The organism is Streptomyces sp. NPDC048370, from assembly GCF_043200825.1.
Lineage (GTDB): Bacteria > Actinomycetota > Actinomycetes > Streptomycetales > Streptomycetaceae > Streptomyces.
This window is the reverse complement of sequence record NZ_JBICYI010000006.1, coordinates 268,962-292,703: the sequence shown is the minus strand read 5'-3', so window position 1 is coordinate 292,703 and position 23,742 is coordinate 268,962. Positions and strand designations below refer to the sequence as shown.

At 72.5% G+C, this 23,742-nt stretch carries 24 protein-coding genes; 11 read left to right on the top strand and 13 right to left on the bottom strand.

The genetic code is table 11. The annotated features are described in order from the left end of the window. Positions 1 to 9: 9 nt before the first annotated feature. From ACGFYP_RS16405 to ACGFYP_RS16395, 3 genes are read right to left on the bottom strand one after another with little or no spacing between them, the layout of a single operon-like run. Complete coding sequence (locus tag ACGFYP_RS16405) at positions 10 to 1,608, bottom strand: acyl-CoA carboxylase subunit beta (RefSeq protein ID WP_393493121.1); 1,599 nt, start codon at positions 1,606 to 1,608, stop codon at positions 10 to 12. Further along, positions 1,605 to 3,464 (bottom strand): acyclic terpene utilization AtuA family protein, encoded by a 1,860-nt coding sequence (locus ACGFYP_RS16400; protein ID WP_393493118.1) that lies wholly within the window; start codon positions 3,462 to 3,464, stop codon positions 1,605 to 1,607. Before ACGFYP_RS16400 ends, ACGFYP_RS16405 begins: the two co-directional genes overlap by 4 nt. After that, positions 3,464 to 4,252 (bottom strand): TIGR03084 family metal-binding protein, encoded by a 789-nt coding sequence (locus ACGFYP_RS16395; protein WP_393493116.1) that lies wholly within the window; start codon positions 4,250 to 4,252, stop codon positions 3,464 to 3,466. Before ACGFYP_RS16395 ends, ACGFYP_RS16400 begins: the two co-directional genes overlap by 1 nt. Positions 4,253 to 4,434: 182 nt before the next feature. Here ACGFYP_RS16395 and ACGFYP_RS16390 point away from each other — a divergent pair, with 182 nt between their 5' ends. Next, positions 4,435 to 4,980 (top strand): DUF1707 domain-containing protein, encoded by a 546-nt coding sequence (locus ACGFYP_RS16390; protein ID WP_393493113.1) that lies wholly within the window; start codon positions 4,435 to 4,437, stop codon positions 4,978 to 4,980. Positions 4,981 to 5,005: 25 nt separating this feature from the next. Here ACGFYP_RS16390 and ACGFYP_RS16385 read toward each other — a convergent pair whose 3' ends face one another. Continuing rightward, a complete protein-coding gene (locus ACGFYP_RS16385) occupies positions 5,006 to 6,025 on the bottom strand; it encodes a DMT family transporter (protein WP_393493110.1) in 1,020 nt (339 codons plus the stop codon). Between the two features lie 156 nt (positions 6,026 to 6,181). Between ACGFYP_RS16385 and ACGFYP_RS16380 the strand changes: the two genes are divergently transcribed. Together ACGFYP_RS16380 and ACGFYP_RS16375 are read left to right on the top strand one after the other, a co-directional pair. Continuing rightward, on the top strand, positions 6,182 to 7,057 hold the full coding sequence (locus ACGFYP_RS16380; protein WP_361960742.1) for a LysR family transcriptional regulator: 876 nt from the start codon (positions 6,182 to 6,184) through the stop codon (positions 7,055 to 7,057). Positions 7,058 to 7,087: 30 nt separating this feature from the next. Beyond that, on the top strand, positions 7,088 to 7,231 hold the full coding sequence (locus tag ACGFYP_RS16375) for a hypothetical protein (RefSeq protein ID WP_393493107.1): 144 nt from the start codon (positions 7,088 to 7,090) through the stop codon (positions 7,229 to 7,231). A 40-nt stretch (positions 7,232 to 7,271) separates the two neighbouring features. Here ACGFYP_RS16375 and ACGFYP_RS16370 read toward each other — a convergent pair whose 3' ends face one another. After that, positions 7,272 to 7,865, bottom strand: a complete 594-nt coding sequence (locus ACGFYP_RS16370; RefSeq protein ID WP_361960738.1) for an MBL fold metallo-hydrolase — start codon at positions 7,863 to 7,865, stop codon at positions 7,272 to 7,274. 114 nt (positions 7,866 to 7,979) lie between these two features. Between ACGFYP_RS16370 and ACGFYP_RS16365 the strand changes: the two genes are divergently transcribed. Continuing rightward, entirely contained in the window at positions 7,980 to 8,957 is a 978-nt protein-coding gene (locus ACGFYP_RS16365; RefSeq protein WP_393493103.1) for a GlxA family transcriptional regulator, read from the top strand. Here the strand turns inward: ACGFYP_RS16365 and ACGFYP_RS16360 are convergent. After that, a complete protein-coding gene (locus tag ACGFYP_RS16360; RefSeq protein ID WP_393493100.1) occupies positions 8,954 to 11,707 on the bottom strand; it encodes an FAD-binding and (Fe-S)-binding domain-containing protein in 2,754 nt (917 codons plus the stop codon). The two genes, ACGFYP_RS16365 and ACGFYP_RS16360, sit on opposite strands and share 4 nt — an antisense overlap. A 49-nt stretch (positions 11,708 to 11,756) precedes the next feature. Between ACGFYP_RS16360 and serC the strand changes: the two genes are divergently transcribed. Continuing rightward, positions 11,757 to 12,875 carry a phosphoserine transaminase gene (gene serC / locus ACGFYP_RS16355; RefSeq protein ID WP_393493098.1) on the top strand — a complete coding sequence of 373 codons (1,119 nt, stop codon included), beginning with the start codon at positions 11,757 to 11,759 and terminating at the stop codon, positions 12,873 to 12,875. A 132-nt stretch (positions 12,876 to 13,007) separates the two neighbouring features. Here the strand turns inward: serC and ACGFYP_RS16350 are convergent, their stop codons facing one another. The 3 genes from ACGFYP_RS16350 to ACGFYP_RS16340 are packed head-to-tail and all read right to left on the bottom strand — an operon-like array spanning position 13,008 to position 15,388. Beyond that, entirely contained in the window at positions 13,008 to 13,373 is a 366-nt protein-coding gene (locus ACGFYP_RS16350; protein WP_393493095.1) for a hypothetical protein, read from the bottom strand. A 60-nt stretch (positions 13,374 to 13,433) separates the two neighbouring features. Continuing rightward, a complete protein-coding gene (locus ACGFYP_RS16345; protein WP_393493092.1) occupies positions 13,434 to 14,258 on the bottom strand; it encodes an ABC transporter permease in 825 nt (274 codons plus the stop codon). Continuing rightward, the gene (locus ACGFYP_RS16340; RefSeq protein WP_393493088.1) at positions 14,255 to 15,388 is read right to left on the bottom strand and encodes an ATP-binding cassette domain-containing protein; all 1,134 of its coding nucleotides are present in this window, start codon (positions 15,386 to 15,388) and stop codon (positions 14,255 to 14,257) included. Before ACGFYP_RS16340 ends, ACGFYP_RS16345 begins: the two co-directional genes overlap by 4 nt. A 76-nt stretch (positions 15,389 to 15,464) precedes the next feature. On the opposite strand from ACGFYP_RS16340, the gene ACGFYP_RS16335 reads away from it, so the two are divergent. After that, positions 15,465 to 16,268, top strand: coding sequence for a TetR/AcrR family transcriptional regulator (locus tag ACGFYP_RS16335; protein WP_393493084.1), 804 nt, complete (start codon positions 15,465 to 15,467; stop codon positions 16,266 to 16,268). Here the strand turns inward: ACGFYP_RS16335 and ACGFYP_RS16330 are convergent. Further along, positions 16,234 to 17,220 carry a WD40 repeat domain-containing protein gene (locus ACGFYP_RS16330; RefSeq protein WP_393493081.1) on the bottom strand — a complete coding sequence of 329 codons (987 nt, stop codon included), beginning with the start codon at positions 17,218 to 17,220 and terminating at the stop codon, positions 16,234 to 16,236. The two genes, ACGFYP_RS16335 and ACGFYP_RS16330, sit on opposite strands and share 35 nt — an antisense overlap. 186 nt (positions 17,221 to 17,406) lie before the next feature. Here ACGFYP_RS16330 and ACGFYP_RS16325 point away from each other — a divergent pair, with 186 nt between their 5' ends. Together ACGFYP_RS16325 and ACGFYP_RS16320 are read left to right on the top strand one after the other, a co-directional pair. Next, positions 17,407 to 18,102, top strand: coding sequence for a GDSL-type esterase/lipase family protein (locus tag ACGFYP_RS16325; protein WP_393493078.1), 696 nt, complete (start codon positions 17,407 to 17,409; stop codon positions 18,100 to 18,102). A gap of 128 nt (positions 18,103 to 18,230) precedes the next feature. Continuing rightward, positions 18,231 to 18,752 (top strand): hypothetical protein, encoded by a 522-nt coding sequence (locus tag ACGFYP_RS16320; RefSeq protein WP_393493075.1) that lies wholly within the window; start codon positions 18,231 to 18,233, stop codon positions 18,750 to 18,752. Between the two features lie 18 nt (positions 18,753 to 18,770). Here ACGFYP_RS16320 and ACGFYP_RS16315 read toward each other — a convergent pair whose 3' ends face one another. Beyond that, a complete protein-coding gene (locus ACGFYP_RS16315; protein ID WP_393493072.1) occupies positions 18,771 to 19,241 on the bottom strand; it encodes a carboxymuconolactone decarboxylase family protein in 471 nt (156 codons plus the stop codon). Between the two features lie 51 nt (positions 19,242 to 19,292). Here ACGFYP_RS16315 and ACGFYP_RS16310 point away from each other — a divergent pair, with 51 nt between their 5' ends. Both ACGFYP_RS16310 and ACGFYP_RS16305 read left to right on the top strand, forming a co-directional pair. Then, positions 19,293 to 19,826, top strand: coding sequence for a MarR family winged helix-turn-helix transcriptional regulator (locus tag ACGFYP_RS16310; RefSeq protein WP_393493069.1), 534 nt, complete (start codon positions 19,293 to 19,295; stop codon positions 19,824 to 19,826). Between the two features lie 148 nt (positions 19,827 to 19,974). Next, the gene (locus tag ACGFYP_RS16305) at positions 19,975 to 20,964 is read left to right on the top strand and encodes an aldo/keto reductase (RefSeq protein WP_361960712.1); all 990 of its coding nucleotides are present in this window, start codon (positions 19,975 to 19,977) and stop codon (positions 20,962 to 20,964) included. A gap of 210 nt (positions 20,965 to 21,174) precedes the next feature. On the opposite strand, the gene thpR is transcribed toward ACGFYP_RS16305, so the two are convergent. Next, positions 21,175 to 21,756 (bottom strand): RNA 2',3'-cyclic phosphodiesterase, encoded by a 582-nt coding sequence (thpR, locus tag ACGFYP_RS16300; protein WP_393493064.1) that lies wholly within the window; start codon positions 21,754 to 21,756, stop codon positions 21,175 to 21,177. Positions 21,757 to 21,789: 33 nt separating this feature from the next. Here thpR and ACGFYP_RS16295 point away from each other — a divergent pair, with 33 nt between their 5' ends. Further along, entirely contained in the window at positions 21,790 to 22,296 is a 507-nt protein-coding gene (locus ACGFYP_RS16295; protein ID WP_393493060.1) for a GNAT family N-acetyltransferase, read from the top strand. A gap of 45 nt (positions 22,297 to 22,341) precedes the next feature. On the opposite strand, the gene ACGFYP_RS16290 is transcribed toward ACGFYP_RS16295, so the two are convergent. After that, entirely contained in the window at positions 22,342 to 23,679 is a 1,338-nt protein-coding gene (locus ACGFYP_RS16290; protein ID WP_393493057.1) for an MFS transporter, read from the bottom strand. Positions 23,680 to 23,742 lie beyond the last annotated feature (63 nt).

Genomic DNA, 23,742 nt, shown 5'->3' with positions numbered 1-23,742 from the left:
GATCACGCCTCACATTCGGAAGACGCCGAAGCCGCCGCGCGCGCCCTCGACCGGTGCCGTGTGGATCGCGGACAGGCACAGCCCGAGGACCGTGCGGGTGTCGCGGGGGTCGATGACGCCGTCGTCGTACAGCCGTCCCGAAAGGAACATCGGCAGCGACTCCGACTCGATCTGCGCCTCGACCATCGCGCGCAGCCCCGCGTCCGCCTCGTCGTCGTACGGCTGCCCCTTCGCGGCGGCGCTCGCCCGCGCCACGATGGAGAGCACGCCCGCGAGCTGCTGCGGGCCCATGACGGCCGATTTGGCGCTCGGCCAGGCGAAGAGGAAGCGCGGGTCGTAGGCCCGGCCGCACATGCCGTAGTGCCCGGCGCCGTACGACGCTCCCATCAGCACGCTCAGATGCGGCACCCGGCTGTTCGACACCGCGTTGATCATCATCGCGCCGTGCTTGATGATCCCGCCCTGTTCGTACTCCTTGCCGACCATGTAGCCGGTGGTGTTGTGCAGGAAGAGCAGCGGGATGTCGCGCTGGTTCGCCAACTGGATGAACTGCGCCGCCTTCTGGGACTCCGCACTGAACAGCACGCCCTGGGCGTTGGCCAGGATCCCGACCGGGTAGCCGTGCAGCTCGGCCCAGCCCGTCACCAGGCTCGGCCCGTACAGCGGCTTGAACTCGTCGAAGTCCGAGCCGTCGACGATCCGGGCGATCACCTCGCGCGGGTCGAAGGGGGTCTTCAGGTCCCCCGGCACGATCCCCAGCAGCTCGTCCTCGTCGTACTTCGGGGGTTCGGCGAGGGCCGGATCGGGGTGCGCCTTGCGGTGGTTGAGGCGGGCGACGATCCGGCGGGCCTGGCGCAGCGCGTCGACCTCGTCCACGGCGTAGTGGTCGGCGAGGCCGGACGTACGGGCGTGCATCTCGGCCCCGCCGAGCGACTCGTCGTCGCTCTCCTCCCCCGTCGCCATCTTGACCAGCGGCGGACCGCCGAGGAAGACCTTCGACCGCTCCTTGATCATCACGGTGTGGTCGGACATCCCGGGGACGTACGCCCCGCCTGCCGTCGAGTTGCCGAAGACGACCGCGACGGTGGGAATGCCGGCGGCGGAGAGCCGGGTGAGGTCGCGGAAGAGCGCGCCGCCGGGGATGAAGATCTCCTTCTGCGAGGGCAGATCGGCGCCGCCCGACTCGACGAGGGAGATGACCGGGAGCCGGTTGGCGTACGCGATCTCGTTCGCCCGCAGGGCCTTCTTCAGGGTCCACGGGTTGGAGGCGCCGCCCCGCACGGTCGGGTCGTTGGCGGTGATCAGGCACTCGACGCCCTCGACCACGCCGATGCCGGTGACGATGGACGCGCCGACCGGATAGTCGCTGCCCCAGGCGGCGAGCGGGGAGAGCTCCAGGAAGGGCGAGTCGGGGTCGACGAGCAGCTCGATCCGCTCGCGCGCGAGCAACTTCCCGCGCTTCTTGTGCCGTTGGACGTACTTCTCGCCGCCGCCCGCGAGCGCCTTGGCGTGCTCGGCGTCGAGGGCGGCGAGCTTCTCCAGCATGGCGGCGCGGTGGGCCGCGTGGTCGGGGCCGCCCGTGTCGAGCGCGGAGGCGAGGACGGTCACAGCAGTTCCTCCAGAATGTCCACCGGGACGTCGAGTTCGCGGGCGCGGAGCCACTCGCCGAGGGCCTTGGCCTGGGGGTCGAAGCGGGCCTGGGAGGCGACGCCTTCGCCGAGGATCCCGGTGACGACGAAGTTCACCGCGCGCAGGTTCGGCAGGACGTGCCGTACGACGGCCAGATCGGCGGTCTCCGGCAGGAGTTCCTTGAACGTGTCCACGGTGAGGGTGTGCACGAGCCAGCGCCAGGCCCTGTCCGTCCGCACCCAGACGCCGATGTTCGCGTCGCCGCCCTTGTCGCCGGAGCGGGCCCCGGCGACGTGGCCGAGGGGCACGCGGCGGGTCCGGGTGCGGACGGACGGCGCCTCCGGTGGCGGCCCGTCCGGGAGCGGCCCGTCCGGGAGCGGCCCGTCCGGGAGCGGCTCGGGCAGCGGCGGCTCGGCGACCGGCTCCAGTTCCCGCGTGTGTACGGGTACGGGGAGGTGGACCCGGTCCCCGTCGGGCAGGACGGCGATGTGCGGGACCTCGGCGGCGGGGACGTACACGGCCTCGAAGACGCCGTAGGGCGCGCCCTTGCCGGGCGGGGCGGTGACGTGGAAGCCGGGGTAGCTCGCGAGGGCGAGTTCGATCGCGGCGCCGCTGAGTGCACGGCCGACGGGTTCGGGGGCGGGGTCGCGGACGACGAGCCGGAGGAGCGCGCTCGCGGTCTCCTCGGTGTCGGCATCGCTCCGGTCCGTCCGGGCCAACTCCCAACGGACGTCGGCGGGGCGGGACTTGGAGCGGTCGAAGGCGTCCTCGACCTGGTCCCGCACGAGCTGGGCCTTGGCCTCGACGTCGAGGCCGGTGAGGACGAAGACGACCTCGTTGCGGTGACCGCCGATCCGGGTGAGCCCGGCCTTGAGGGTGGGCGGCGGGGCCTCCCCCCGTACGCCGTCGATCCTGACCCGGTCGGGGCCCTCCTGGGTGAGCCGTACGGTGTCGAGCCGGGCGGTCACGTCGGGTCCCGCGTACCGGGCGCCGCCCGTCTCGTACAGGAGCTGGGCGGTGACGGTGCCGACGTCGACGAGGCCGCCGGTGCCGGGGTGCTTGGTGATGACGGCGGTGCCGTCGGCGTGGAGCTCGGCGAGCGGGAAGCCGGGGCGGCGGAGCGAGCGCCGGTCGTGGCGGGCGAAGAAGGCGTAGTTGCCGCCGGTGGCCTGGGTGCCGCACTCCAGGACGTGGCCCGCGACGACCGCACCGGCCAGCCGGTCGTACTCCTCAGGGCCCCAGCCGAACCGCCACTGCGCCGGCCCTGTGACGAGGGCGGCGTCGGTGACACGGCCGGTGACGACGACGTCGGCGCCGGCGGTCAGGCAGGCGGCGATGCCGGCGCCGCCGAGGTAGGCGTTGGCGGTCAGGACTCCGTCGCGGGGCGGGAGACGGTCGCCCTCGACGTACGCGACACGGATGGGCAGGCCGAGCCGGTCGGCGAGTCGGTCGAGTGCTTCGGCGAGCCCGGCGGGGTTGAGGCCGCCCGCGTTGGTGACGATGCGGACACCACGCTCGTGGGCGAGGCCGAGGCCCTCCTCCATCTGCCGCAGGAACGTTTTGGCGTAGCCGCCCTTCGGGTCCTTCAGGAGGTCCCGGCCGAGGATGAGCATGGTGAGCTCGGCGAGGTAGTCGCCGGTGAGGACGTCGAGGGGGCGGGGGTTGGGGGAGCCGGACTCGGAGCCGGAGCCGGAGGCGGAGGCGGAGGCGGAGGCGGCCGGGTCGGGAGTGGCCGGGTCGGGAGTGGCCGGGTCGCCGCCGGTGAGCATCTCGCGGACGGCGTCGAAGCGGTCGCCGTAGAAGCCGGAGGCGTTGCCGATGCGCAGGACGTCCACTAGGACCCCTGCGGATCGCGGCCGGTGCCGGCGGGTCCCGCGAAGGCCTGGGCGATCGTGAGCCAGTGCGCGGCGTCGGCGCCCTCAGCTCGGAGCGCGGTGTCGTCGCGGTGGACGCGCTGGGTGACGAGGAGGCAGAAGTCGAGGGCGGGGCCGGTGATCCGCTGGGCGGTGTCCTCGGGCCCGTACGCCCACACGTCGCCGTCGGGGCCGGTCAGTTCGACCCGGAAGGGCTCGGCGGGCGGGGTGATCCCGCGCACGAGATAGGCGTAGTCGCGGGCGCGGAGGCCGATCCAGGCGACGTGCCGCAGCCGGGCGGTGGGCGGGCGGACGACCCCGAGGGCGTCGGCGATGTCCTGACCGTGCGCCCAGGTCTCCATCAGGCGGGCGGTCGCCATCGAGGTGGCGCTCATGGGCGGCCCGTACCAGGGGAACCGGGCGCCCGGCGGGGCGGCGCTCAGGGCCGTCCACAGCCGCTCGCGGCCGACGCGCCAGCGCCCGAGGAGTTCGGCGGGCGACAGCGCGGCGCCTTCGGCCGCTCCGTCGTCGACGAACGACTCGGGCGCGGCGAGGGCCTTCTCGGCCTCCGCTCCGAAGCCCTCGGCGTCGGTGACGGCGAGGAGGGCGGCGCGGTCGGTCCAGGTGAGGTGGGCGACCTGGTGGGCGATGGTCCAGCCGGCGGCGGGGGTGGGCGCGGCCCATCTCTCGTCGCTCAAGTCACGGACGAGCCGGTCGACTTCCTCGCTCTCACCGCGTAGATCGTCGAGGACGACGGCGGGGTCGGACACGGTGCGCTCCCCTCGGGACACGGGCGTGTGCCGAGGAGCATGGCAGCGGCGGAAGAAACAATCAAGCATGCTTGCTTGTACCGACCGAAAAATCCCTCCCAGGGCGGCCGGTCCAGACCGAATCGCCTTACTGGCCAAGGACTTTGGCGGGCTGATGTCGCCATGGCCCTAGGGTGAGGCGGGTGACCTCTCCGCCGGAAGACCTGTCGTCGCGGATCGGCGAAGACGCTCGCGACTCGGCCGTACAGCGCCTGCAGGAGGCGTACACCGAAGGGCACATCTCGCACGAGGAGATGGACGAAGGCCTCGACCAGGTGCTCGCCGCCAGGACGCGACGCGAGCTCGTACCGGTCCTGGCCTCGCTCCCCGCCGAGAAGGCGGCCACCGCGTCCACGATCTCCGCGGCCGCCGGGCGGATCAAGCGGCGCGGACCGTGGGGGGTGCCGCGGACGCTGAAGGTCGAGTCCGCGTTCGGGAAGGTGTCCCTCGACCTGTCCCGGGCCGTCTTCGAGCACCCGGTGGTCGACATCGAGCTGCAACTCGGCACGGGCAAGGCCAAGATCACGGTGCCGCGTGACGCGATCGTCGACATCGAGGATCTGCACGCGGGCTGGAAGCCCTCGGACTACAAGCCCCGCAAGAGCTCCGGCCCCGGGGACGGGCCGAGGATCCGGATCTTCGGGGCCATGGGGTACGGCCGCCTGAAGGTCCGCCACGCACGACGCTGAGGCCCCGGTCCGGCCCACCTTTTGGCTATACCTCCGGGACGGCGACGCGGGCGCGCTTCGCCTGGGTGCGGACGGCGCCCATGCTCGCCGCGATGACGAGGGCGATGGCGAGGGCGTCGAGGAGGGAGAGGCCCTGGCTCAGGACGAGGAAGCCGGCGGCCGCGGCGATGGCCGGTTCGAGGCTCATCAGGATGGCGAAGGTGGGCGCGGGGAGGCGGCGCAGGGCGAGGAGTTCGAGGGTGTAGGGCAGCACCGAGGACATCAGGGCGACGGCGAGGCCGAGGGCGATCGTCGAGGGGACGATCAGCTTGTCGCCCGCCTCGACGATGCCGAAGGGCAGGCTCAGGACGGCGCCGAAGGCCATCGCGAGCGCGAGCCCGTCCGCCTGCGGGAAGCGGCGGCCGGTCCGGGCGCTGAAGACGATGTAGGTCGCCCACATCGCGCCCGCCGCGAGGGCGAAGCCGGCGCCGACCGGGTCGAGCCGGTCGAAGCCGCCGCCGGTGAGCATGCCGCTGAGCAGGAGGACGCCGCCGAGGGCGAGCCCGGCCCAGATGAGGTTCGAGAGTCGGCGGGAGGCGATGACGGAGAGGAGCAGCGGGCCGAGGACCTCAAGGGTCACGGCGGCGCCGAGGGGGATCCGCTCGACGGCCTGGTAGATGAAGATGTTCATCCCGGCCATGGCGGTGCCGAAGGCGACGACGGTGCCCCAGTCGGCGCGGTGGTAGCCCCGGACCTTGGGGCGGCAGACGATCAGCAGGACGGCGGCGGCGAGGACGAGCCGCAGGGTGACGACGCCGAGGGCGCCGGCGCGGGGCATGAGCAGGACGGCGACGGCGGAGCCGAACTGCACGGAGAGACCACCGGCGACGACGAGCGCGACGGGCCCGAGACGGGTGGCGCGCGCCGTGGCGGCCGGGCCGGTGGCGCCCGGGCCGGCGGCGGCCGACGCGGTGGCGGCCGGGCCGGTGGCGCCCGGGCCGGTGGCGGCCGACGCGCTGGCCGGTGCGCCGACGGCGGCGGCGGTGTCCTTGACCGGGCTGTCCACCGGCTCACTCCCCTGCAGGATGGTTCATCACGCTGAACTTACGAGTCCAGAATAATAGACCCGTCAAGAGGGCTAGGAGCCAACTCCCACACCCACGCTAAACGCCCGCGCGCGGCGCGTGAAATGCCGATTGGGCTGCGGTTATGCTCCGGACGCATGAGTCCAGGAAGTCGCTCGGGCATCGAGCTCCGCCACCTTCGCTGCTTTCTCGCCATCGCGGAGGAGGGGAACGTGACGCGCGCGGCGGCCCGGCTCCACCTCACCCAGCCCGCGATGTCCCGCACGCTCGCCGCGCTGGAGAAACACCTCGGCGTCCGGCTCGTGGACCGCTCCACGCACCACCTCGCGCTCACGGCCGAGGGCCGTGCCTTCCACGACCGGGCGGTGGCGGCCGTCGCGGCGTTCGACGCGGCGCTCGACCCGGCGCGGTTGCGGCACAGGCCGCTGCGGCTGGGGCACGCGTGGTCGGCGTTCGGCCCGTACACCACCCCGCTGCTACGGCGCTGGCAGCGCGAGCACCCCGAGACCCCGCTCGAACTCCTCCGCATCGACGACCGCACGGCGGGCCTGGTCCGGGGCGAGGTGGACGCGGCGCTGCTGCGGGGACCTGTGGACGCACCGGGCCTGGCGACGGCGGAACTGGCCACGGAGGACCGGGTGGCCGCCGTGGCGACGGACAGCGCGCTGGCGTCCCGTACGTCCCTGACCCTGGCGGACCTCGCGAGCGAGACGATCGTCCTCAACACGGTCTCGGGCACGACGACCCCGTCCCTCTGGCCCGCACCCCTCCGCCCGGCCACGACCCTGACGGTCGGCAACACCGACGACTGGCTCACGGCGATCGCGGCGGGCCGGGGCGTCGGCGTCTCCTCGGCCTCCACGGCAGCCATGCACCCCCACCCGGGCGTCACCTACCGCCCCCTCCCCGACGCCCCCCAGGTCCCGGTCCTCCTGGCCTGGCGCGACACGTCCCCCCACCCGGCAACGGCCCTCCTGGTGACCCTGGCAAGAGAAATCGCCACCACGGACTGACACCGTCACTCAGCCGAGTCCGTGCTGCGGGTGCTTGCCGCCCGTGGCGTCGAGGTCCCCGAGGCCACCGCCGGGCGCGTCCTGGAGTGCACCGACTCCGAGACGCTCGACCAGTGGCTGGACCGCGCCGTCACCGCCGCCCACGTCGAGGAGCTGTTCACGCCGGAGGCGTGACCGTCGCTCGGCAGGGGACGACGCCCCGGCGGGGGGCGGCCTAGACGACCGCCTCCTCCCCCGCCGGGAACGGCCTGCCGTGGCCCGGGACGATGACGTCCGAGGCTGCCAGGACGCGGAGGCGGGAGGTGACGTGGGTGGCGCGGTCCGGGGCCACCGGGTCCTCGATCGGGCCGTCCGGGCGCCACCACAGGTCGCCGACGAAGGCGACGACGCCGTCCGCCGTGCCCGCGAGGAGCGTGATGTCCTCCGGGCTGTGACCCGGGGTGCGGATCAGCCGCAGGGACGGGGTGAGTTCATACCCCTCCGCGTCCCGGTCGGTCCACTGGTCGTCGAGGTACTCCGCCTTGTGGTCGTGGACGCGCGCCCGGCCGAACAGGCCCACGTTCATGGTGTTGTCCGGGTGGTGGTGGCTGAGCACGACATCGGTGATGTCGTCCGGGCCCAGGCCCAGTTCGGCGAGCGGGCCGAGGATACGGTCGCGGCTCGCCACCATCCCCGGGTCGACGATCACGTGCCGGTCGCCGTCGGAGACGTACGAGACGGTGGCCGCGACCCCCGGGCCCGTGGAGAGGGTGTAACCGGTGGTCAGGACGGTGAAGGTGGCGGTGGTGCCGCGCGGCTGGTCTGTCATGCCCTCAGCTTCGCCGGGGGACATGATCCCGACGAGTGGCCGTACTGCCACCTATCGCGGGTTTTGTGCCACACCGCCGACCGTCACGCCCCGCCCACGTGCCACACTCCCCGCATGCCGCCGTTCCTGAGCGTCGCCGCCTACACCCCGCCCCGCGTCGGCATGCTCGCCGTCGGTGTCGTCTCCGAGGTCTTCGGCGCTCCCCCCGCCGGGCTCCCCCGCTTCGACTTCGCGCTCTGCGCCGACCGCCCCGGGCAGGTCCCCACCGACCTCGGCGTCCCGCTGACCGTCGCCCACGGGCTCGACCGGCTCGCCACCGCCGATCTCGTACTCGCCCTCCCCTGGGCGGACTTCCGCACCCCGCCGCCCGCCCCCGTCCTCGACGCGCTCCGCGCCGCCCACGCGCGCGGCGCGCTCGTCGGGGCGCACTGCGTCGGTACGTTCGCGCTCGCCGCGGCCGGGCTGCTCGACGGGCTGCGGGCCACCACCCACTGGCGGTTCGCCGAGCTCCTCGCCCGCCGCCACCCGTCCGTCACCGTCGAAGCGGACGCCCTCTACGTCGACGAGGGCCGGATCCTCACGGGTGCCGGCGCCGCCGCCGGCTTCGACCTCTGCATGCACCTGCTGCGCCGCGAGTACGGGGCCGCCGCCGCGAACACGCTCGCCCGCGACCTCGTCCTGCCGCCGCACCGCGACGGCGGCCAAGCCCAGTACGTCACCGCCCCCGTCCCCGAGGACGGCGAGGACGAACGCCTCGCCGGCGTCCTCGCCTGGGCCCGCGAGCACCTCCACGAGCCGCTGCCCGTCGCCGAGTTGGCCCGCCGCGCCCTGATGAGCCGCCGCTCCTTCGCCCGCCGTTTCGCCGCCGCCACCGGGACCACTCCGCACGCCTGGGTCCTCGGCCTGCGGCTCGGCCGGGCGGAGGAGCTCCTGGAGACGACCGACCTCCCGGTCGAGGAGATCGCCCGTCTCGTCGGCTACGGCAGCGCCGCCGTCCTGCGCGAGCAGTTCGTCCGCCGCCGTGGCGTCCCGCCCCGCACCTACCGCCGTACCTTCAGTACGTTCAGTACGTTCAGTTCCTCCAGTACCTAGCCGACAACCTCCTCCCCCTGCCCCTCCGCCAGCGCCTCCGCCAGGACCTCCGCCACATGCCGGGCATCCCGCCCCGCGAGGTGGCTGATCTGGGTGCGGCAGGAGAAGCCGTCCGCCAGGAGGACCGCCGTGTCGTCGGCCGCCCGGAGGGACGGCAGAAGCTGGTCCTCCGCGCAGGCCACCGAGACCTCGTAGTGGCCCGGTTCGAAGCCGAAGTTGCCCGCGAGGCCGCAGCAGCCGCCGCTCAGGTCGCCCGTCAGGCCCGCGCGTTCGCGCAGGCGGCGTTCGGCCTCGTCACCGAGGACCGCGTGCTGGTGGCAGTGGGTCTGGCCGGCCACCGGGTGGTCCAGGCGCGGCGGCTCCCACGCCGGGGCGAACTCCTCCAGGGCCTGCGCGAACGTCCGGACCGAGGCCGCCACGCGCGCCGCCCTCGGATCGTCCGGCAGCAGCTCCGGCAGGTCCGTCCGCAACGTCGCCGCGCACGAGGGCTCCAGGACCACCACCGGATGCTCCGGCGCCGACTCCAGCACGTCCAGCGTCCCGCGCATCACCTTCCGCGCCCGGTCCAACTGCCCCGTCGACACATACGTGAGCCCGCAGCACACCCGCCCCGGCGGCAGCCCCACCCGTACCCCCGCCGCCTCAAGGACCCGCACCGCCGACCGGCCCACCTGCGGCGCCAGGTGGTTCGTGAACGTGTCCGGCCACAGCCACACGTCCGACGCCGTCTCGAGCCGCGTCCCGAACCACGACACGAACGTCCGCGACGCCACCATCGGCAGCTCCCGCTCCGGAGCGACCCCCGCGAAACGGGAAGGGAAGACCCTCGCCAGGTTCAGCGCCGGGCCGAACAGCCGCAGCCACTCCGGCAGGCGCCCCATCGTCACGTGCGACCACGGCCGCCGCCGCCCCGCGTAGTGCCGGTCAAGGAAGTGCGCCTTGTACGTGGCCATGTCCACGCCCACCGGACAGTCGCTCCGGCACCCCTTGCACGAAAGGCACAGGTCGAGCGCCTCCCGTACCTCCTCCGAGCGCCAGCCGTCCGTGATCACCTCACCGAGCGCCATCTCGTGCAGCAGCCGCGCCCGCCCCCGCGTCGAGTGCTGCTCCTCCCCCGTCGCCCGGTACGAAGGACACATCACCCCGGGCCCCGACGTCGGCCCCTCCACCCGGCACTTCGCCACCCCGACACAGCGGGCGACCTCCCGCGCCTCCACCGGCAGGTTCGTGAACCGCAAGCCCTCGTCCAGCGGCCTCGGCCGCACCAGCATCCCCGGGTTCAGGCCCCCCTCCGGGTCCCACAGGTCCTTCACCTCGCCGAAAAGACCCACAAGCTCGGAGCCGTACATCCTCGGCAGCAGCTCCGCCCGCGCCTGCCCGTCCCCGTGCTCCCCCGACAGCGAGCCCCCGTGCGCCACCACCAGCTCCGCCACCGCCTCCGAGAACTCCCGGAAACGCCCCACCCCCGCCGCCGAGTAGAGGTCGAAGTCGATACGGACGTGCACGCAGCCGTCGCCGAAGTGGCCGTACGGAGTCCCCCGCAGGCCGTACTCCGTCAACAGCGCGCGGAACCCGCGCAGGTACGAACCCAGCCGCGCCGGCGGCACCGCGCAGTCCTCCCACCCGGGCCAGGCCTCCACCCCGTCCGGCATCCGCGTCGCCGTCCCCGCCGCGTCCTCCCTGATCCGCCACAGCGCCCGTTGCCCGGCCGGATCCTCCACGACCGACGCGTCCAGCGCGTCCGCCGCACCCACCAGCTCCCGCGCCGCGCCCTCCCCGTCCACCTCCACGAACAGCCACGCGCCCCCGCGCGGCAGCCCCGAAGCGTCCGCGCCCCGCACGAGGTCCGCCGCCATCCCCTCCACCGTCAGCGGCCCCCGCGGCAGCAGCCCCGCCACCGCGTCGGCCGCCGCGCTCTCGTCCGCGTACCCGAGCACCACCAGCACCGGCGCCGCGGGCAGCGGCACGAGGCGTACGGTCGCCTCCGTCACCACCCCCAGCGTCCCCTCGCTCCCGCAGAGCAGCCGGGCCACGTCCCCGCCGCGCTCCGGCAGCAGCGCGTCCAGGGCGTAGCCGGAGATCCGGCGCGGCAGCCCCTCCGGGTACCCGGTCCGCAGCAGCGCCAGGTTCCGGTCCACCAGCTCCCGCAGCCCCGCGGGCGCGCCCTGCCACTCCCGCCCGAGACGGAGCCCTTCGCCCCCGTACGTCCGGACGTCCATACCGAGCACGTTGTCGGCCGTCGTGCCCCACGCCACCGAGTGCGCGCCGCACGCGTTGTTGCCGATCATGCCGCCGAGGGTGCAGCGGCTGTGCGTGGACGGATCGGGGCCGAAGGTCAGCCCGTACGGGCGCACCGCGTCCCGCAGCCGGTCCAGGACGAGCCCCGGCTGCACGACCGCCGTCCGCGCCTCGTGGTCGAGGGAGACGACCGCGCGCATGTGGCGGGTGAAGTCGAGCACGACGCCCGTCCCGGTCGCCTGCCCCGCGATCGACGTGCCGCCGCCCCGCGCCACGACCGGAACCCCCCGCGCCCGGCAGACGGCGAGCGCCGCCGCCACGTCGGCCGCGTCCCTGGGTGCGACCACACCCGTCGGCACCCGGCGGTAGTTGGACGCGTCCATCGTCGTCAGGGCCCTCGCCGTGGCGCCGAAGTCGACGTCTCCCGCCACGGCCGCGCGCAGCGCCGCCTCAAGCTCGGACCGCTCGTGGTGTTTTCGCACAAGGTCAGGATGTCTCACCAGGCGTCTCATCCGGCGGACATCGTCAGCCGTGTGCTGTCCGACCCGATACGCTCCGCCCGTGGCTGAGATCCAGATTCCCGCTGACATCAAGCCCGCCGACGGCCGTTTCGGCGCGGGCCCCTCCAAGGTGCGTACGGAGGCGCTGGACGCCCTGGCCGCCACCGGCACCTCCCTGCTCGGCACGTCCCACCGCCAGGCTCCGGTCAAGAACCTGGTCGGCGAGGTACGGGCCGGCGTGCGCGACCTCTTCTCGCTGCCCGAGGGCTACGAGGTGATCCTGGGCAACGGCGGCTCCACCGCCTTCTGGGACATCGCGACCCACGGGCTCATCGAGTCGAAGTCGCAGCACCTGACGTTCGGCGAGTTCTCCTCCAAGTTCGCGAAGGCCGCGAAGCTGGCCCCGTGGCTGGCCGAGCCGACCGTGATCTCCTCCGACCCGGGCACCCACCCGGAGCCGGTGGCCGAGGCGGGCGTCGACGTGTACGCGTACACGCACAACGAGACCTCCACGGGTGTCGCGGCCCCGGTCAAGCGGGTCGCGGGCGCCGACGAGGGCGCGCTCGTCCTGGTCGACGCGACCTCCGGCGCGGGCGGCCTGCCGGTCGACATCGCCGAGTCCGACGTCTACTACTTCGCCCCGCAGAAGTCCTTCGCCGCCGAAGGTGGCCTGTGGCTGGCCGCCTTCTCCCCGGCGGCCCTGGAGCGCGCGGCCCGCATCCACGCGTCCGGCCGGCACATCCCGGAGTTCTTCTCGCTCCCGACGGCGATCGACAACTCGCTGAAGAACCAGACGTACAACACCCCGGCGCTCTCCACCCTCTTCCTGCTCAACGAGCAGCTGAAGTGGATCAACGGCCAGGGCGGTCTGGACTGGGCCGTGGCGCGGACGAAGGAGTCCTCGCAGGCGCTGTACACCTGGGCCGAGGAGTCCAAGTACGCGACGCCGTTCGTGACGGACGCGGCGAAGCGCTCGCAGGTCATCGGCACGATCGACTTCGCGGACGAGATCGACGCGGCGGCGGTCGCCAAGGTGCTGCGCGCCAACGGCATCGTGGACACCGAGCCGTACCGCAAGCTGGGCCGCAACCAGCTGCGGATCGCGATGTTCCCGGCGATCGACCCGGCGGACGTGCGGGCCCTGACGGCCTGCGTCGACTACGTGATCGAGAAGCTGTAACGCCTTTTCGCCTTACGTACGAGGGCCCGGCATCGGGCATGGTCGATGCCGGGCCCTCGTGCGTTCCGCGTTCGTCGATGGTGGGCCCTCGTACGTTCCGCGTTCAACGTTCCGCGCTCACCCGTTCCGCGCTCACCCCGCCTGGGCCTTCACGTGGTCGATCACCGCGTTGAACTCGGCCGTCGGCGAGAACTCCACGACGTCGACGTCCTCCAGGGCCTCGGGAGCGTGCCCGGGTGACCAGTAGTAGGCCTGCCCGGCCTCGTAGATCTCCTCACCCGACGCGGTCCGCATCCTGATCCGGCCCTTGAGCAGGTATCCCCAGTGCGGGCACTGGCACAGATCGCCCTCCAGGCCCTTGAGCGCGGGCGCCATGTCGGTGCCCTTGGGGAGGTGGATGAAGGCGACGGTCATGTCCCCTCCTGCCTCCTGCATCCGGAAGTCCAGGCCGCCGCCTTCCATGGCGACGGGGGTGCCCTCGCGGGTGAAACCCGTCATGATCCCTCCACGCCTCGTCGTTTCCGGTCCTCCTTCCAGTCTCGGCCCAGGACGCGAGGCTCACCTGCTGAGCCGCTGGAACCTGCGGACCGCCAGCGGCAGGAAGACCGCCGTGATGACCAGCGGCCAGACGAACGCCATCAGGACCGCGTTCTGCTCCACCCAGCTCGCGCCGCCCGCGCCCGGGTTCCCGAAGAGTTCGCGGGTCGCGGTGACGGTCGAGGAGATCGGGTTCCAGGCGGCGACCGGCGCCAGCCACGAGGGCATCAGGGTCGGGGCGACGTAGACGCTGGAGACCATGGTGAGCGGGAAGATCACGGCGTACAGCGCGCCCGCCGCCTCGGTGTTGGGGAGGACGAGCCCGCACCACACGCCCACCCAGATCAGGCTGAAGCGCAGGAACAGCAGCAGCCCGAAGCCGCCCAGGGTCGGTCCGAGGCCGCCGTCGGAGGTCCAGCCGATGGCGAGGGCGGTCGCGGCGAGGATGGTGAGTTCGGCGGTGGCGACCAGGAGGTCGGCGACGGCCCGGCCGGTGGTGACGGCCGAGGGCGCCATCGGCATGGAGCGGAAGCGGTCCACCACGCCCTTGCCGCTGTCGGTGACGACGGCGGTGGCGGTGCTCATGAAGCCGAAGGCCATCGTCGTGGCGAACATGCCGGGCATCAGGAACTCCCGGTAGTCGCCCTGGCCCGGGACCCGCATCGCGTTGCCGAAGACGAATCCGTAGAGGAGGACGGAGACGATCGGGAAGCCGAGCATCCAGACGAGGGTGACGGGGTGGCGGCGGAAGTGGAGCAGCGTGCGGCGGACGACGCTCCAGGAGTCGACGACGGCCCAGTACGCGCGCCCGTGGTGCGGCGCGAGGGAGATGTCGACGGCGGTCATGCGGCAGCTCCTTGAGGGGTGCGGGCGGTGTCGGTGGTGCCGGCCGCGGAGGTGATGTCGGTGCGGTCCGTGCTGCGGCCCGTCAGGGACAGGAACACGTCATCCAGGCTGGGGCGGCGCAGGCCGATGTCATCGGCCGCGATCCGTTCGTCCTGGAGGCTCCTGGCGACCTCGGTCAGGGCCGCGACCCGGTCGGTGACCGGGGCGTGGACGCGGCGCTCGGCCTCGTCCACCGCCGGGGTGCCGGCGGCGACCCTGGCGACGATCGCGCGGGCGGCGGCGAGGTCGGCGGGCCCGGCGACGACGACCTCGATCCGGTCGCCGCCGACCCGGTCCTTCAGCCCGTCGGGGGTGTCGTCGGCGATCGCGCGGCCCCGGTCCATGACGGTGATCCGGGAGGCGAGCCGGTCGGCCTCGTCCAGGTACTGGGTGGTGAGCAGCACGGTCGTACCGCCCGCGACCAGGGCACGGACGGCGTCCCAGACCTCGCCCCGGCCGCGCGGGTCGAGGCCCGTGGTCGGCTCGTCCAGGAAGAGCACGTCGGGCGCGAGGATCATCGAGGCCGCCAGGTCGAGGCGGCGGCGCATCCCGCCGCTGTAGGTGCTCGCGTCCCGGTCGGCGGCCTCGGTGAGCTGGAAGCGGTCGAGGAGTTCGACGGCGCGGGCCCGGGCCCGGCGGGCGCCCAGGTGGAAGAGGCGGCCGAACAGCTCCAGGTTCTGCCGGCCGCTGATGCCCTCGTCCACGGCGGCGTACTGCCCGGCGAGACCGATGCGGGTACGGACGGCGCGCGGGTCGCGGGCGACGTCGATCCCGGCGACCTCGGCACGGCCGCCGTCCGCCTTCAGGAGCGTGGCGAGGACACGTACGGCGGTGGTCTTCCCCGCTCCGTTGGGCCCGAGGAGGCCGTGGACCGTACCGGGGCGGACGGCGAGGTCGAAGCCGTCGAGGGCGAAGGTGCTGCCACTCCCGCGGCTGCCACTGCTCCCGCCTCTGCCGCTTCCGCCCTTCCCGCTCGCGCCCTTCCCGCTTCCGCCCTTCCCGCTGGCGCCCTTCCCGCTCGCGCCCTTCCCGCTCGCGCCCTTGCCGTAGCGCTTGCGCAGGCCCTCGACGAGGACCGCGTGTTCGTACATGGAAACCTCCGCTCAGCGAAACTGAGTACACCGTACCCGATTCAGAGTACGGTGTACTCAGTTTTAAGGTGAGCCCATGAAGGACGCGACGACGAGCAGCAGCCTGGATCTCCTCTGGGGCACGGGCGAACGCCCCAGCCGCGGCCCCAAGCCGGGCCTCACCCTCGACCGGATCGTCACGGCCGCCGTCGGCGTCGCCGACGCGGAGGGGCTCGACGCCGTCTCCATGCGACGCGTGGCGACGGAGCTCGGCGTCGGGACGATGTCGCTCTACCGGTACGTCCCCGGCAAGACCGAGCTGCTCGACCTGATGCTCGACCGCGTGCAGGGCGAGTCATTCGAGGACGACCCGCAGGTCCCCACCCACTGGCGCGACACGGTCACGCAGCTCGCACGCTCCTACCGCGAGCTCTACCAGGCCCACCCCTGGCTGCTCCGCGTCAACCAGGCCCGCTCGGTCCTCGGCCCGAGCGCGGTGCGCGGTCTCGAACTCTGCCTCTCGGGCCTGAAGGGACCGCACGGGATGGGGCTGAGCGACCCCGAGACGATCGGGGTGATCATCACCGTGCAGAGCTATGTCACGGGCATCGCGCGGATGGAGATCCAGGCCGCCGAGGCGGCGAAGGAGACGGGCGTCAGCGACGAGGAGTTCTGGACGGGGCAACAGCCCTTCCTGGAGCGGGCGATGGCCTCGGGCGACTACCCGCACATGGCGGCGCTCGCCGACGACACCTTCGCCCGCGAGTTCGACCACTTCACGTTCGGACTCGACCGCCTCCTCGACGGCCTGGAGACGCTGGTCAGCCGCTCGAACGGCGACAACGGCGACAACAGCGACAACGACGTCAGCGGCGGCGCAGGAGGCGCTTCCCGCCGATGACCAGGGCGGTCGCGGTGCCCAGGACGATCACGCCGAGGGTGAAGTTCCCCCGCTCCTCGGGGGTGCCGCCGGTCGCGCCGCCCGAATCCTTCGTCGGCGACGCGCCGGGGGCCTTCTCCGAGGGGCGTTCGGCCTCGGGCCGGTCCACCCGGACGACACCGCTGTTCAGCCCCTCGGAGCCGAACATCATCGCCGCGCCGTCCGTCGTGTACGTCGCCGACTCCGCCTGCCCCTGGAAGGGCGCCCCCACGCTCCTGCCGTCACCGTCGAGGCGGCCGTCCTTCCACGCGTACTCCTTGGCGCTGAAGTAGCCGCGCAGCAGGAGCCGTTCGCCGTCCGGCGAGAACGCCCCGTCGGTCACCCACGGCACGTCGCCGATGCGCCGGAAGACGTTCGTACCGGAGGTCGAGAGCCGCTCCGGGCCCGCGTACAGCCCGCCGGTGTTCTCGTTCTTGCTGGCGATGTAGACCCGGCCGGTCTTCGGATGGACCATCAGGGCCTCGGCGTTGCGCGGCCCGTCGGCGTACTTCACGTCGTACTGCTTCGCCGTGACCGTCTGGTTCCTGAGCTGCTTCGGCTCGGGGAAGCGGTAGATCCAGACGTGGTCCCAGGTGCCGTCCTTGTTGTCGCCGATGTCGCCGACGTAGATGTCACCGTCCGGACCGACGGAGATGGCCTCCATGTCGCGGGGCGTGCCGACGCCCTTCATGGTGAGCGTCGCGACGGTATCGCCGGTGCGGGAGTCGACGCCATAGATCAGCGGGGCGTCCTGGTCGTTGTGCGTCCAGTAGATGCCCGGGTGCGCGTGGCTGGCGGCGATGCCGCTGGACTCCTTGATCCGGGAGTCCTGGATCGTGAAGTCCTGATCCGCCCCCTCGGCGGCCCCGGCGGGGGCGGCCGCCAGGGCCAGGACCAGCGCCGCGCCACCGACAACACCCAGGAAAGATCGCATGCCCTCCAGCCTGCCATGCCCGCTTCGCGCGCGCGGTGGACGGTGCGAGGTGGCCGTACGGGGGTGGCCGTACGGGGGTGGCCGGGGAGCACATGGACCGGCGGGGCGGCCGAGCACGAAGTGGTCCGTACGGGGGTGGCCGGGATCACGTCGCAGGTGTCGGGCGGGCTCCGCGATGATGTGACCATGCGTTTCATGTTCGTCGGCGACAGCTGCACCATCGGACAGGCCGGCGACCACACCTGGCGCTTCCGGATGTGGCAGCACCTCGAAGCCGCGCTGCCAGGGCGGTACGAGATCGTCGGCCCGCGCACCGAGCTGTACGACTCCGGCGCCGACGCGCCCCTCTCGCACGCTTACGCCGACCCGGACTTCCCCGCACCCGCCCGCCGGCATCTGGCCGGCTGGGGCGAGGGGTGGCTGCACATGGCGCCGCTCATCGGCGAGACCGTGACGGCGACCGGGGCGGACGTGCTCCTGGTCTCGCTCGGCCTGATAGACCTCGGCTTCTACACCAACAGCTCCCAGACCGCCGACAACGTCCGCGCCTTCGTCGAGGCCGCCCGCGCCGCGAACCCGCGCGTCCGGTTCGTCGTCATGCCGGTCATCCCGAACGTCCGGGCCACGTACGACGCGCCCTTCGCCGCCGAGTGCGAGCGCTTCAACGAGCTGCTCGCGAAGGCCGTGGCCGACCTGGACACGGCCGCATCGCCGCTGCTCCTCGCGACGACACCGGTCACGTACGACCTCGACACGGACACCTACGACGGCACGCACCCCGGCCCCTCCGGCGAGCACAAACTGGCGGCCGCCTTCGCCTCGGCGATGCACCAGGCGTGGGGGCTCGGCGCCCCGTACGGAGCGCGTACGGAGGCCCGCTGACAGTGCGTCGGGCGCGCTGACAGACCCCGTGCGAGGCTGTCAGCCGCAGGTGGGTCGGGTGTCAGCGCGGTTCGGCATCGTCCTTCTCGTCAGGGGACGACGACACCGAACCCCAGGAGAAGATCCCGATGAACGCCGACCTCGCCGCCGTCATGCAGATCCTCATCGCCCTCGCCTTCGTCAGCATCCCGATCGTCCGCGCCCGCTTCGGCCCCGCCGCCACGATCGCCGCCGACCGCGAGCTGGACCGCCAGGGCATCCGGCCCGGCGTCCTCGCCGAGAACGACATCAAGTTCGACGCGAGCGGCCACGAGACGTGGGCCCCGGCCTCCGTCGCCGCGGTCATGATCACGATCGCCGCCCTCAACTTCGCCGGCAGCGGCTGGGGTCAGACGCTGACCTGGATCTTCCAGTCGCTCGTCATCGTCATGAACGGCCTGATCCTCCTCAGCAACCTCACCGCCGTCTCCTCCGTCCGTACGGCCTTCGAGCGCAAGGGCGACCCCGAGCTGACCCGCATCGACGTCCCCGCCTTCCTCAGGGCCGCCGAGAACGCCTTCCCCGGCTGGGTCCGGATCCAGCAGAACATCCGCCACGCGATCATCTTCGGGGGCTCGGCCCTGGCCCTCGCCGCGGTCACCCTCGTCTGACCGGGTCCGCGGTGACGCTCACGCCGAACGGGTCAGCCGGTTCGCCAGGGTCGACAGCGTGTAGGCGCCGATGCCGAGGACGACCTCCAGGGCGTTCTGGCGGGTGTAGCCGAAACCGAAGAACGTCTCCAGATCCTCGTCGCTCACAGCTCCGGAAGCGGCGAGGACCTGGTGCGTGAACTGCCGTATCGCCTCCAGCCGTTCGGGGTCGGCGACCGGGCCGAGCTTGGCCAGCTTCGCCTCGTGCAGCTGGATGCAGATGTGGCACTGGTTCCGTACGGCGACCGTCAGGATCACCGTCTCGCGCGAGTGCGGGTCGAGCGTCGTGTCCTCGAACATCGCGCTCAGCTTCAGGAAGCCGTCCAGCGCGTGCGGGGACTCCGCCATGCGGGCCACGGCCTGCGGCAGGTGACCCCAGGCACCGGCCACGCGCTCCATGGAGCGGCGGGACCCGGCGGGGGCGGTCTCTACGGTGTGATCGACGAACAAGGCAGCTCCTGGAAGAGGAAGGGAAGTCGAGAGCGGAGTAGAATCGACAACATGGTTGACCATGCTGAGGCGAGAAACGTAAACCAGGTTGTCGATAACCGCAAGGGGGAATCCGTGCCGGGGTTCGAGCTCCCGCTCCTCCTCTTCGCCGGCTTCCGCACCCTCATCGACCGGCTCCACGCCGAACTCGCCCGCCAGGGCCACCCCGACCTCCGCCCCGCGCACGGCTTCGCCCTCCAGGCCGTCGCCGCCGGCGGCCCCCGGGGCGCGACCGCCAGCGACATCGGCCGCCACCTCGGCGTCTCCAAGCAGGCCGCGGGCAAGACCGTCGACCGCATCCTCGCCGTCGGCTACGCCGAACGCGCCGACGACCCCGCCGACGCCCGCCGCAAGCTCGTCCGCCTCACCCCGCACGGCCTCGACGCCCTCGCCCGCTCGGCCGCGATCTTCGACGACCTGCGCGCGGAATGGACGAAGACCCTGGGCGCCGACCGCGTACGGGACATGGAGACCGCCCTCCGCCAGGTCGTCCCGCCCGAGACCACCTACCGCCTCGACGCCACGAGCTGGCTCGGCGGCGCGTGAGCACGGCACTCGGCGGCGCGTGAGCGCGACGGACGCGCGTACGCGAGAGGCACGCACGACAGGCGCGTGCAACGGGCGCGTGAACCCAACAAGCGTTCCGCAGAACCCTCTTGCCTGAAGCGCGCTCCAAGGGCTTGGCTTGGGGACCATGAAGTACACGCAGCTCGGACGCACCGGACTCAAGGTCAGCCGACTCGTCCTCGGCACGATGAACTTCGGCCCGCAGACGGACGAGGCCGACAGCCACGCGATCATGGACGCCGCGCTCGCCGCCGGCGTCAACTTCTTCGACACCGCCAACGTCTACGGCTGGGGCGAGAACAAGGGCCGCACCGAGGAGATCATCGGCAGCTGGTTCGCCCAGGGCGGCGGCCGCCGGGAGAAGACCGTCCTCGCCACCAAGGTCTACGGCTCCATGTCCCGCGAGGACGACACCTGGCCCAACGAGGACAAGCTCTCCGCCCTGAACATCCGCCGCGCCGTCGACGCCTCCCTCAAGCGGCTCGGCACCGACTACATCGACGTCTACCAGTTCCACCACATCGACCGCCTGACCCCCTTCGAGGAGATCTGGCAGGCGATCGACGTCCTGATCCAGCAGGGCAAGATCCTGTACGCCGCGTCCTCCAACTTCCCCGGCTACAAGATCGCCCAGGCCAACGAGGCCGCCGCCCGGCGCGGCATGGTCGGCCTGGTCAGCGAGCAGTGCCTCTACAACCTGTACGAGCGGCGCGCCGAGATGGAGGTGCTCCCGGCCGCGCAGGAGTACGGCCTCGGGGTCATCCCCTGGTCCCCGCTGCACGGCGGTCTCCTCGGCGGCGTCATCAAGAAGCAGGAGGAGGGCGGCCGGCGCGCGAGCGGCCGAGCGGCGGAGGTCCTCGCCGACGCGTCCGCGCGCGCGAAGATCCAGGCGTACGAGGACCTGCTGGAGAAGCACGGCCTCGAACCGGGCGAGGTGGGCCTCGCCTGGCTGCTCACCCGCCCCCAGGTCACCGGCCCCATCGTCGGCCCGCGCACGGCGGAGCAGCTGGAGGGCGCCCTGCGGGCGGTCGAGCTGGAGCTGTCGGACGAGCTGCTGACCTCACTCGACGAGGTCTTCCCGGGCCCGGGTCCGTCTCCGGAGGCCTTCGCCTGGTAGTCAGCCGATCGAGCTGTCGATCGAACCGTCGACGGATCACCTGTCGGATCCGTCGACGAAGCTGTCGTCGGGCGCTCGGCGGTACTGGTCCTGCTACCGCTACTGCTACTGCTACTGCCCGAGCACCGACGACAGCGCGACGATCGCGAACATCAGCACGAGCACACCGGCCATGATCCGGTTACGGGTCTTCGGGTCCACCCGAAGAGGTTAACCCGGAGGCTCCACCGCCCCGCCCAGGGGCCACGCGCCGACCGTCTCGTAACGCGGCTGCTCCCCCGGCACACCGCCGGTCGGGAGGTTGCTGCGGACGAGTGCCAGCTCGGAGACCTGCCAGCGGGTGCCCTCGAACGGGGTCAGCGCGTCGACGAACGGCCGCAGGTCGACTCCGTCGCGCGAGCGGCCGACGGTCAGGTGGGCCTGGTAGCGGCGGTGCTCGTCCATCGGGACGCCCGCGCGGCGGGCGGCGGCGTCGGCGCGCTCGGCGAGCAGGCGCATCTCGTCGAGGTCCCCCGCGGCCCCCGTCCACAGCACCGCCCGGCCGAAGTGGCCGCCGCCGTGCAGACGCAGGCCGAACGGCCGCGTGCGGTGGGCGGCGCGGGCGAGCCGCGCGCGGAGGTCGGGGAGCAGCTCGTCGTCGACCTCGCCCATGAACGCGAGCGTGAAGTGCCAGCCTGGCCGGGAGGTCCAGCGCAGCCCATCGGCGCCGGGCAGGTGGGCCAGGCGGTCGACGACCCTGGCGAGTTCGGTCAGCTGCTCCCGGGGCGGCAGCACGGCCGCGAAAAGCCTCATGGGTCGAGTCTGGCAGCGGCTACGCTCGGCCGGATGGAGATCGCGATCAGGAAGGGCGGGGCGGAGGACGTCCCCGCGATAGTCGCGCTGCTCGACAGCGCCGTCGTCTGGCTGAACGGCAAGGGCATCACCGCCCAGTGGGGCACCGAACCGTGGTCCGCCCGCCCGAAGGCGGTGGAGCTCGTCGAGAGGATCGTGGGCGAGGGCACCCCGTGGATCGCCGAGATCGACGGCGTACCGGCGGGCACGCTGACCCTGACCCCGCACCCGGCGTCGTACGTCGCACCGGCGGACGAGCCCGAGGTGTACGTCCACATCCTGGCGACCGACGGGCGCTTCCACGGCCGTGGCGTGGGCGCCGCGCTGCTCGCGCACGCGGTGGAGGAGACCCGCCGCCAGGGCCTGTCGCTGCTGCGCGTCGACTGCTTCGCGGGCAGCGAGGGCCGGCTCGTGGAGTACTACGAACGCCAGGGCTTCAGGAGGACGGAGTCCTTCACGGTGGGCGACTGGCCGGGTCAGGTGCTGGAGCAGCGGGTCTGACCCGCGTCATGGGTGGCGGGCTCGTCCCGCCACCCACCACGTGCTCTACGCGGCCGTCGCCAGTCTCTCCCGCGGCACGAAGCGGACCCGCGGGTGGCCGTGGTGCCAGCCCAGGTCCATCTTCAGGCCGCCGACCCGGGCCAGGATCAGGCCGATCGCGCCGGCCGCCACGAGCGAGACCAGTCCGCCCGTCGCGAAGCCGACCCTCGGGCCGTACGTGTCCGTGATCCAGCCGAGCAGCGGCGCACCGATCGGCGTGCCGCCCGCGAAGACCATCATGTAGAGGCTCATGACCCGGCCCCGCATCGCCGGGTCCGTCGCCAGCTGGACGGCCGAGTTGGCGGTGATGTTGACCGTGAGGCCGAACATGCCGATCGGCACGAGCAGCAGCGCGAACAGCCAGAAGCCGGGCGACAGCGCCGCCGCGATCTCCAGCACGCCGAACACGACCGCCGCGACGACCAGCGTCCGCAGCCGCGTGGAGCCGCGCCGCGCCGCGAGGAGCGCGCCCGCGAGCGAGCCGGCCGCCATGAGCGTGTTCAGGAAGCCGTACGTCCCCGCGCCCACGTGGAAGATCTCCTCGGAGAACGCGGTGAGCCAGATCGGAAAGTTGAAGCCGAAGGTGCCGATGAAGCCGACGAGGACGATCGGCCAGATCAGCTCCGGCCGCCCGGCGACGTACCGCAGCCCCTCTCTCAGCTGACCCTTGCCGCGCGGTGCGCGCTCCACCTTGTGGAACTCGGCGGGGCGCATGAGCAGCAGGCCGGTGAGCGGGGCGAGGAAGAACAGTCCGTTGAGCAGGAAGGACCAGCCGCTGCCGATCGTGGCGATCAGCAGACCGGCGACGGCGGGGCCGACGAGCCGGGCGGACTGGAAGTTCGCGGAGTTCAGCGAGACGGCGTTGCGCAGCTGGTCGGGGCCGACCATCTCGGAGACGAAGGACTGCCGGGTCGGGTTGTCGACGACGGTGACCATGCCGAGCAGGAACGCGACCAGGTAGACGTGCCAGACCTGGATGTGGCCGGAGAGCGTCAGGGCGGCGAGCGCGAGCCCGCAGAGGCCTAGGGCGGCCTGGCTGATGAGGAGGATGCGCCGCTTCGGGTAGCGGTCGGCGATGACACCGCCGTACAGACCGAAGAGCAGCATCGGGAGGAACTGCAGCGCCGTGGTGATGCCGACCGCGGCGGCGGATCCGGTGAGGCTCAGGACCAGCCAGTCCTGGGTGATGCGGGCCATCCAGGTGCCGGTGTTGGAGACGATGGCACCGGTGAAGAACAGCCGGTAGTTGCGTATGCGGAGCGAGGAGAAGGTTTCCCCCCGTCCACGGGTGTGGGTCTCGGGTTTGTGGACGGGTGCGGAGTCTGCTCCGGGTCCCGTACTCAAAGTGCGTCGCCTCCTCGGCGTAGGGATCTAGGGCCTCTCGTTTGGATCATGCCGGGCTCGCGG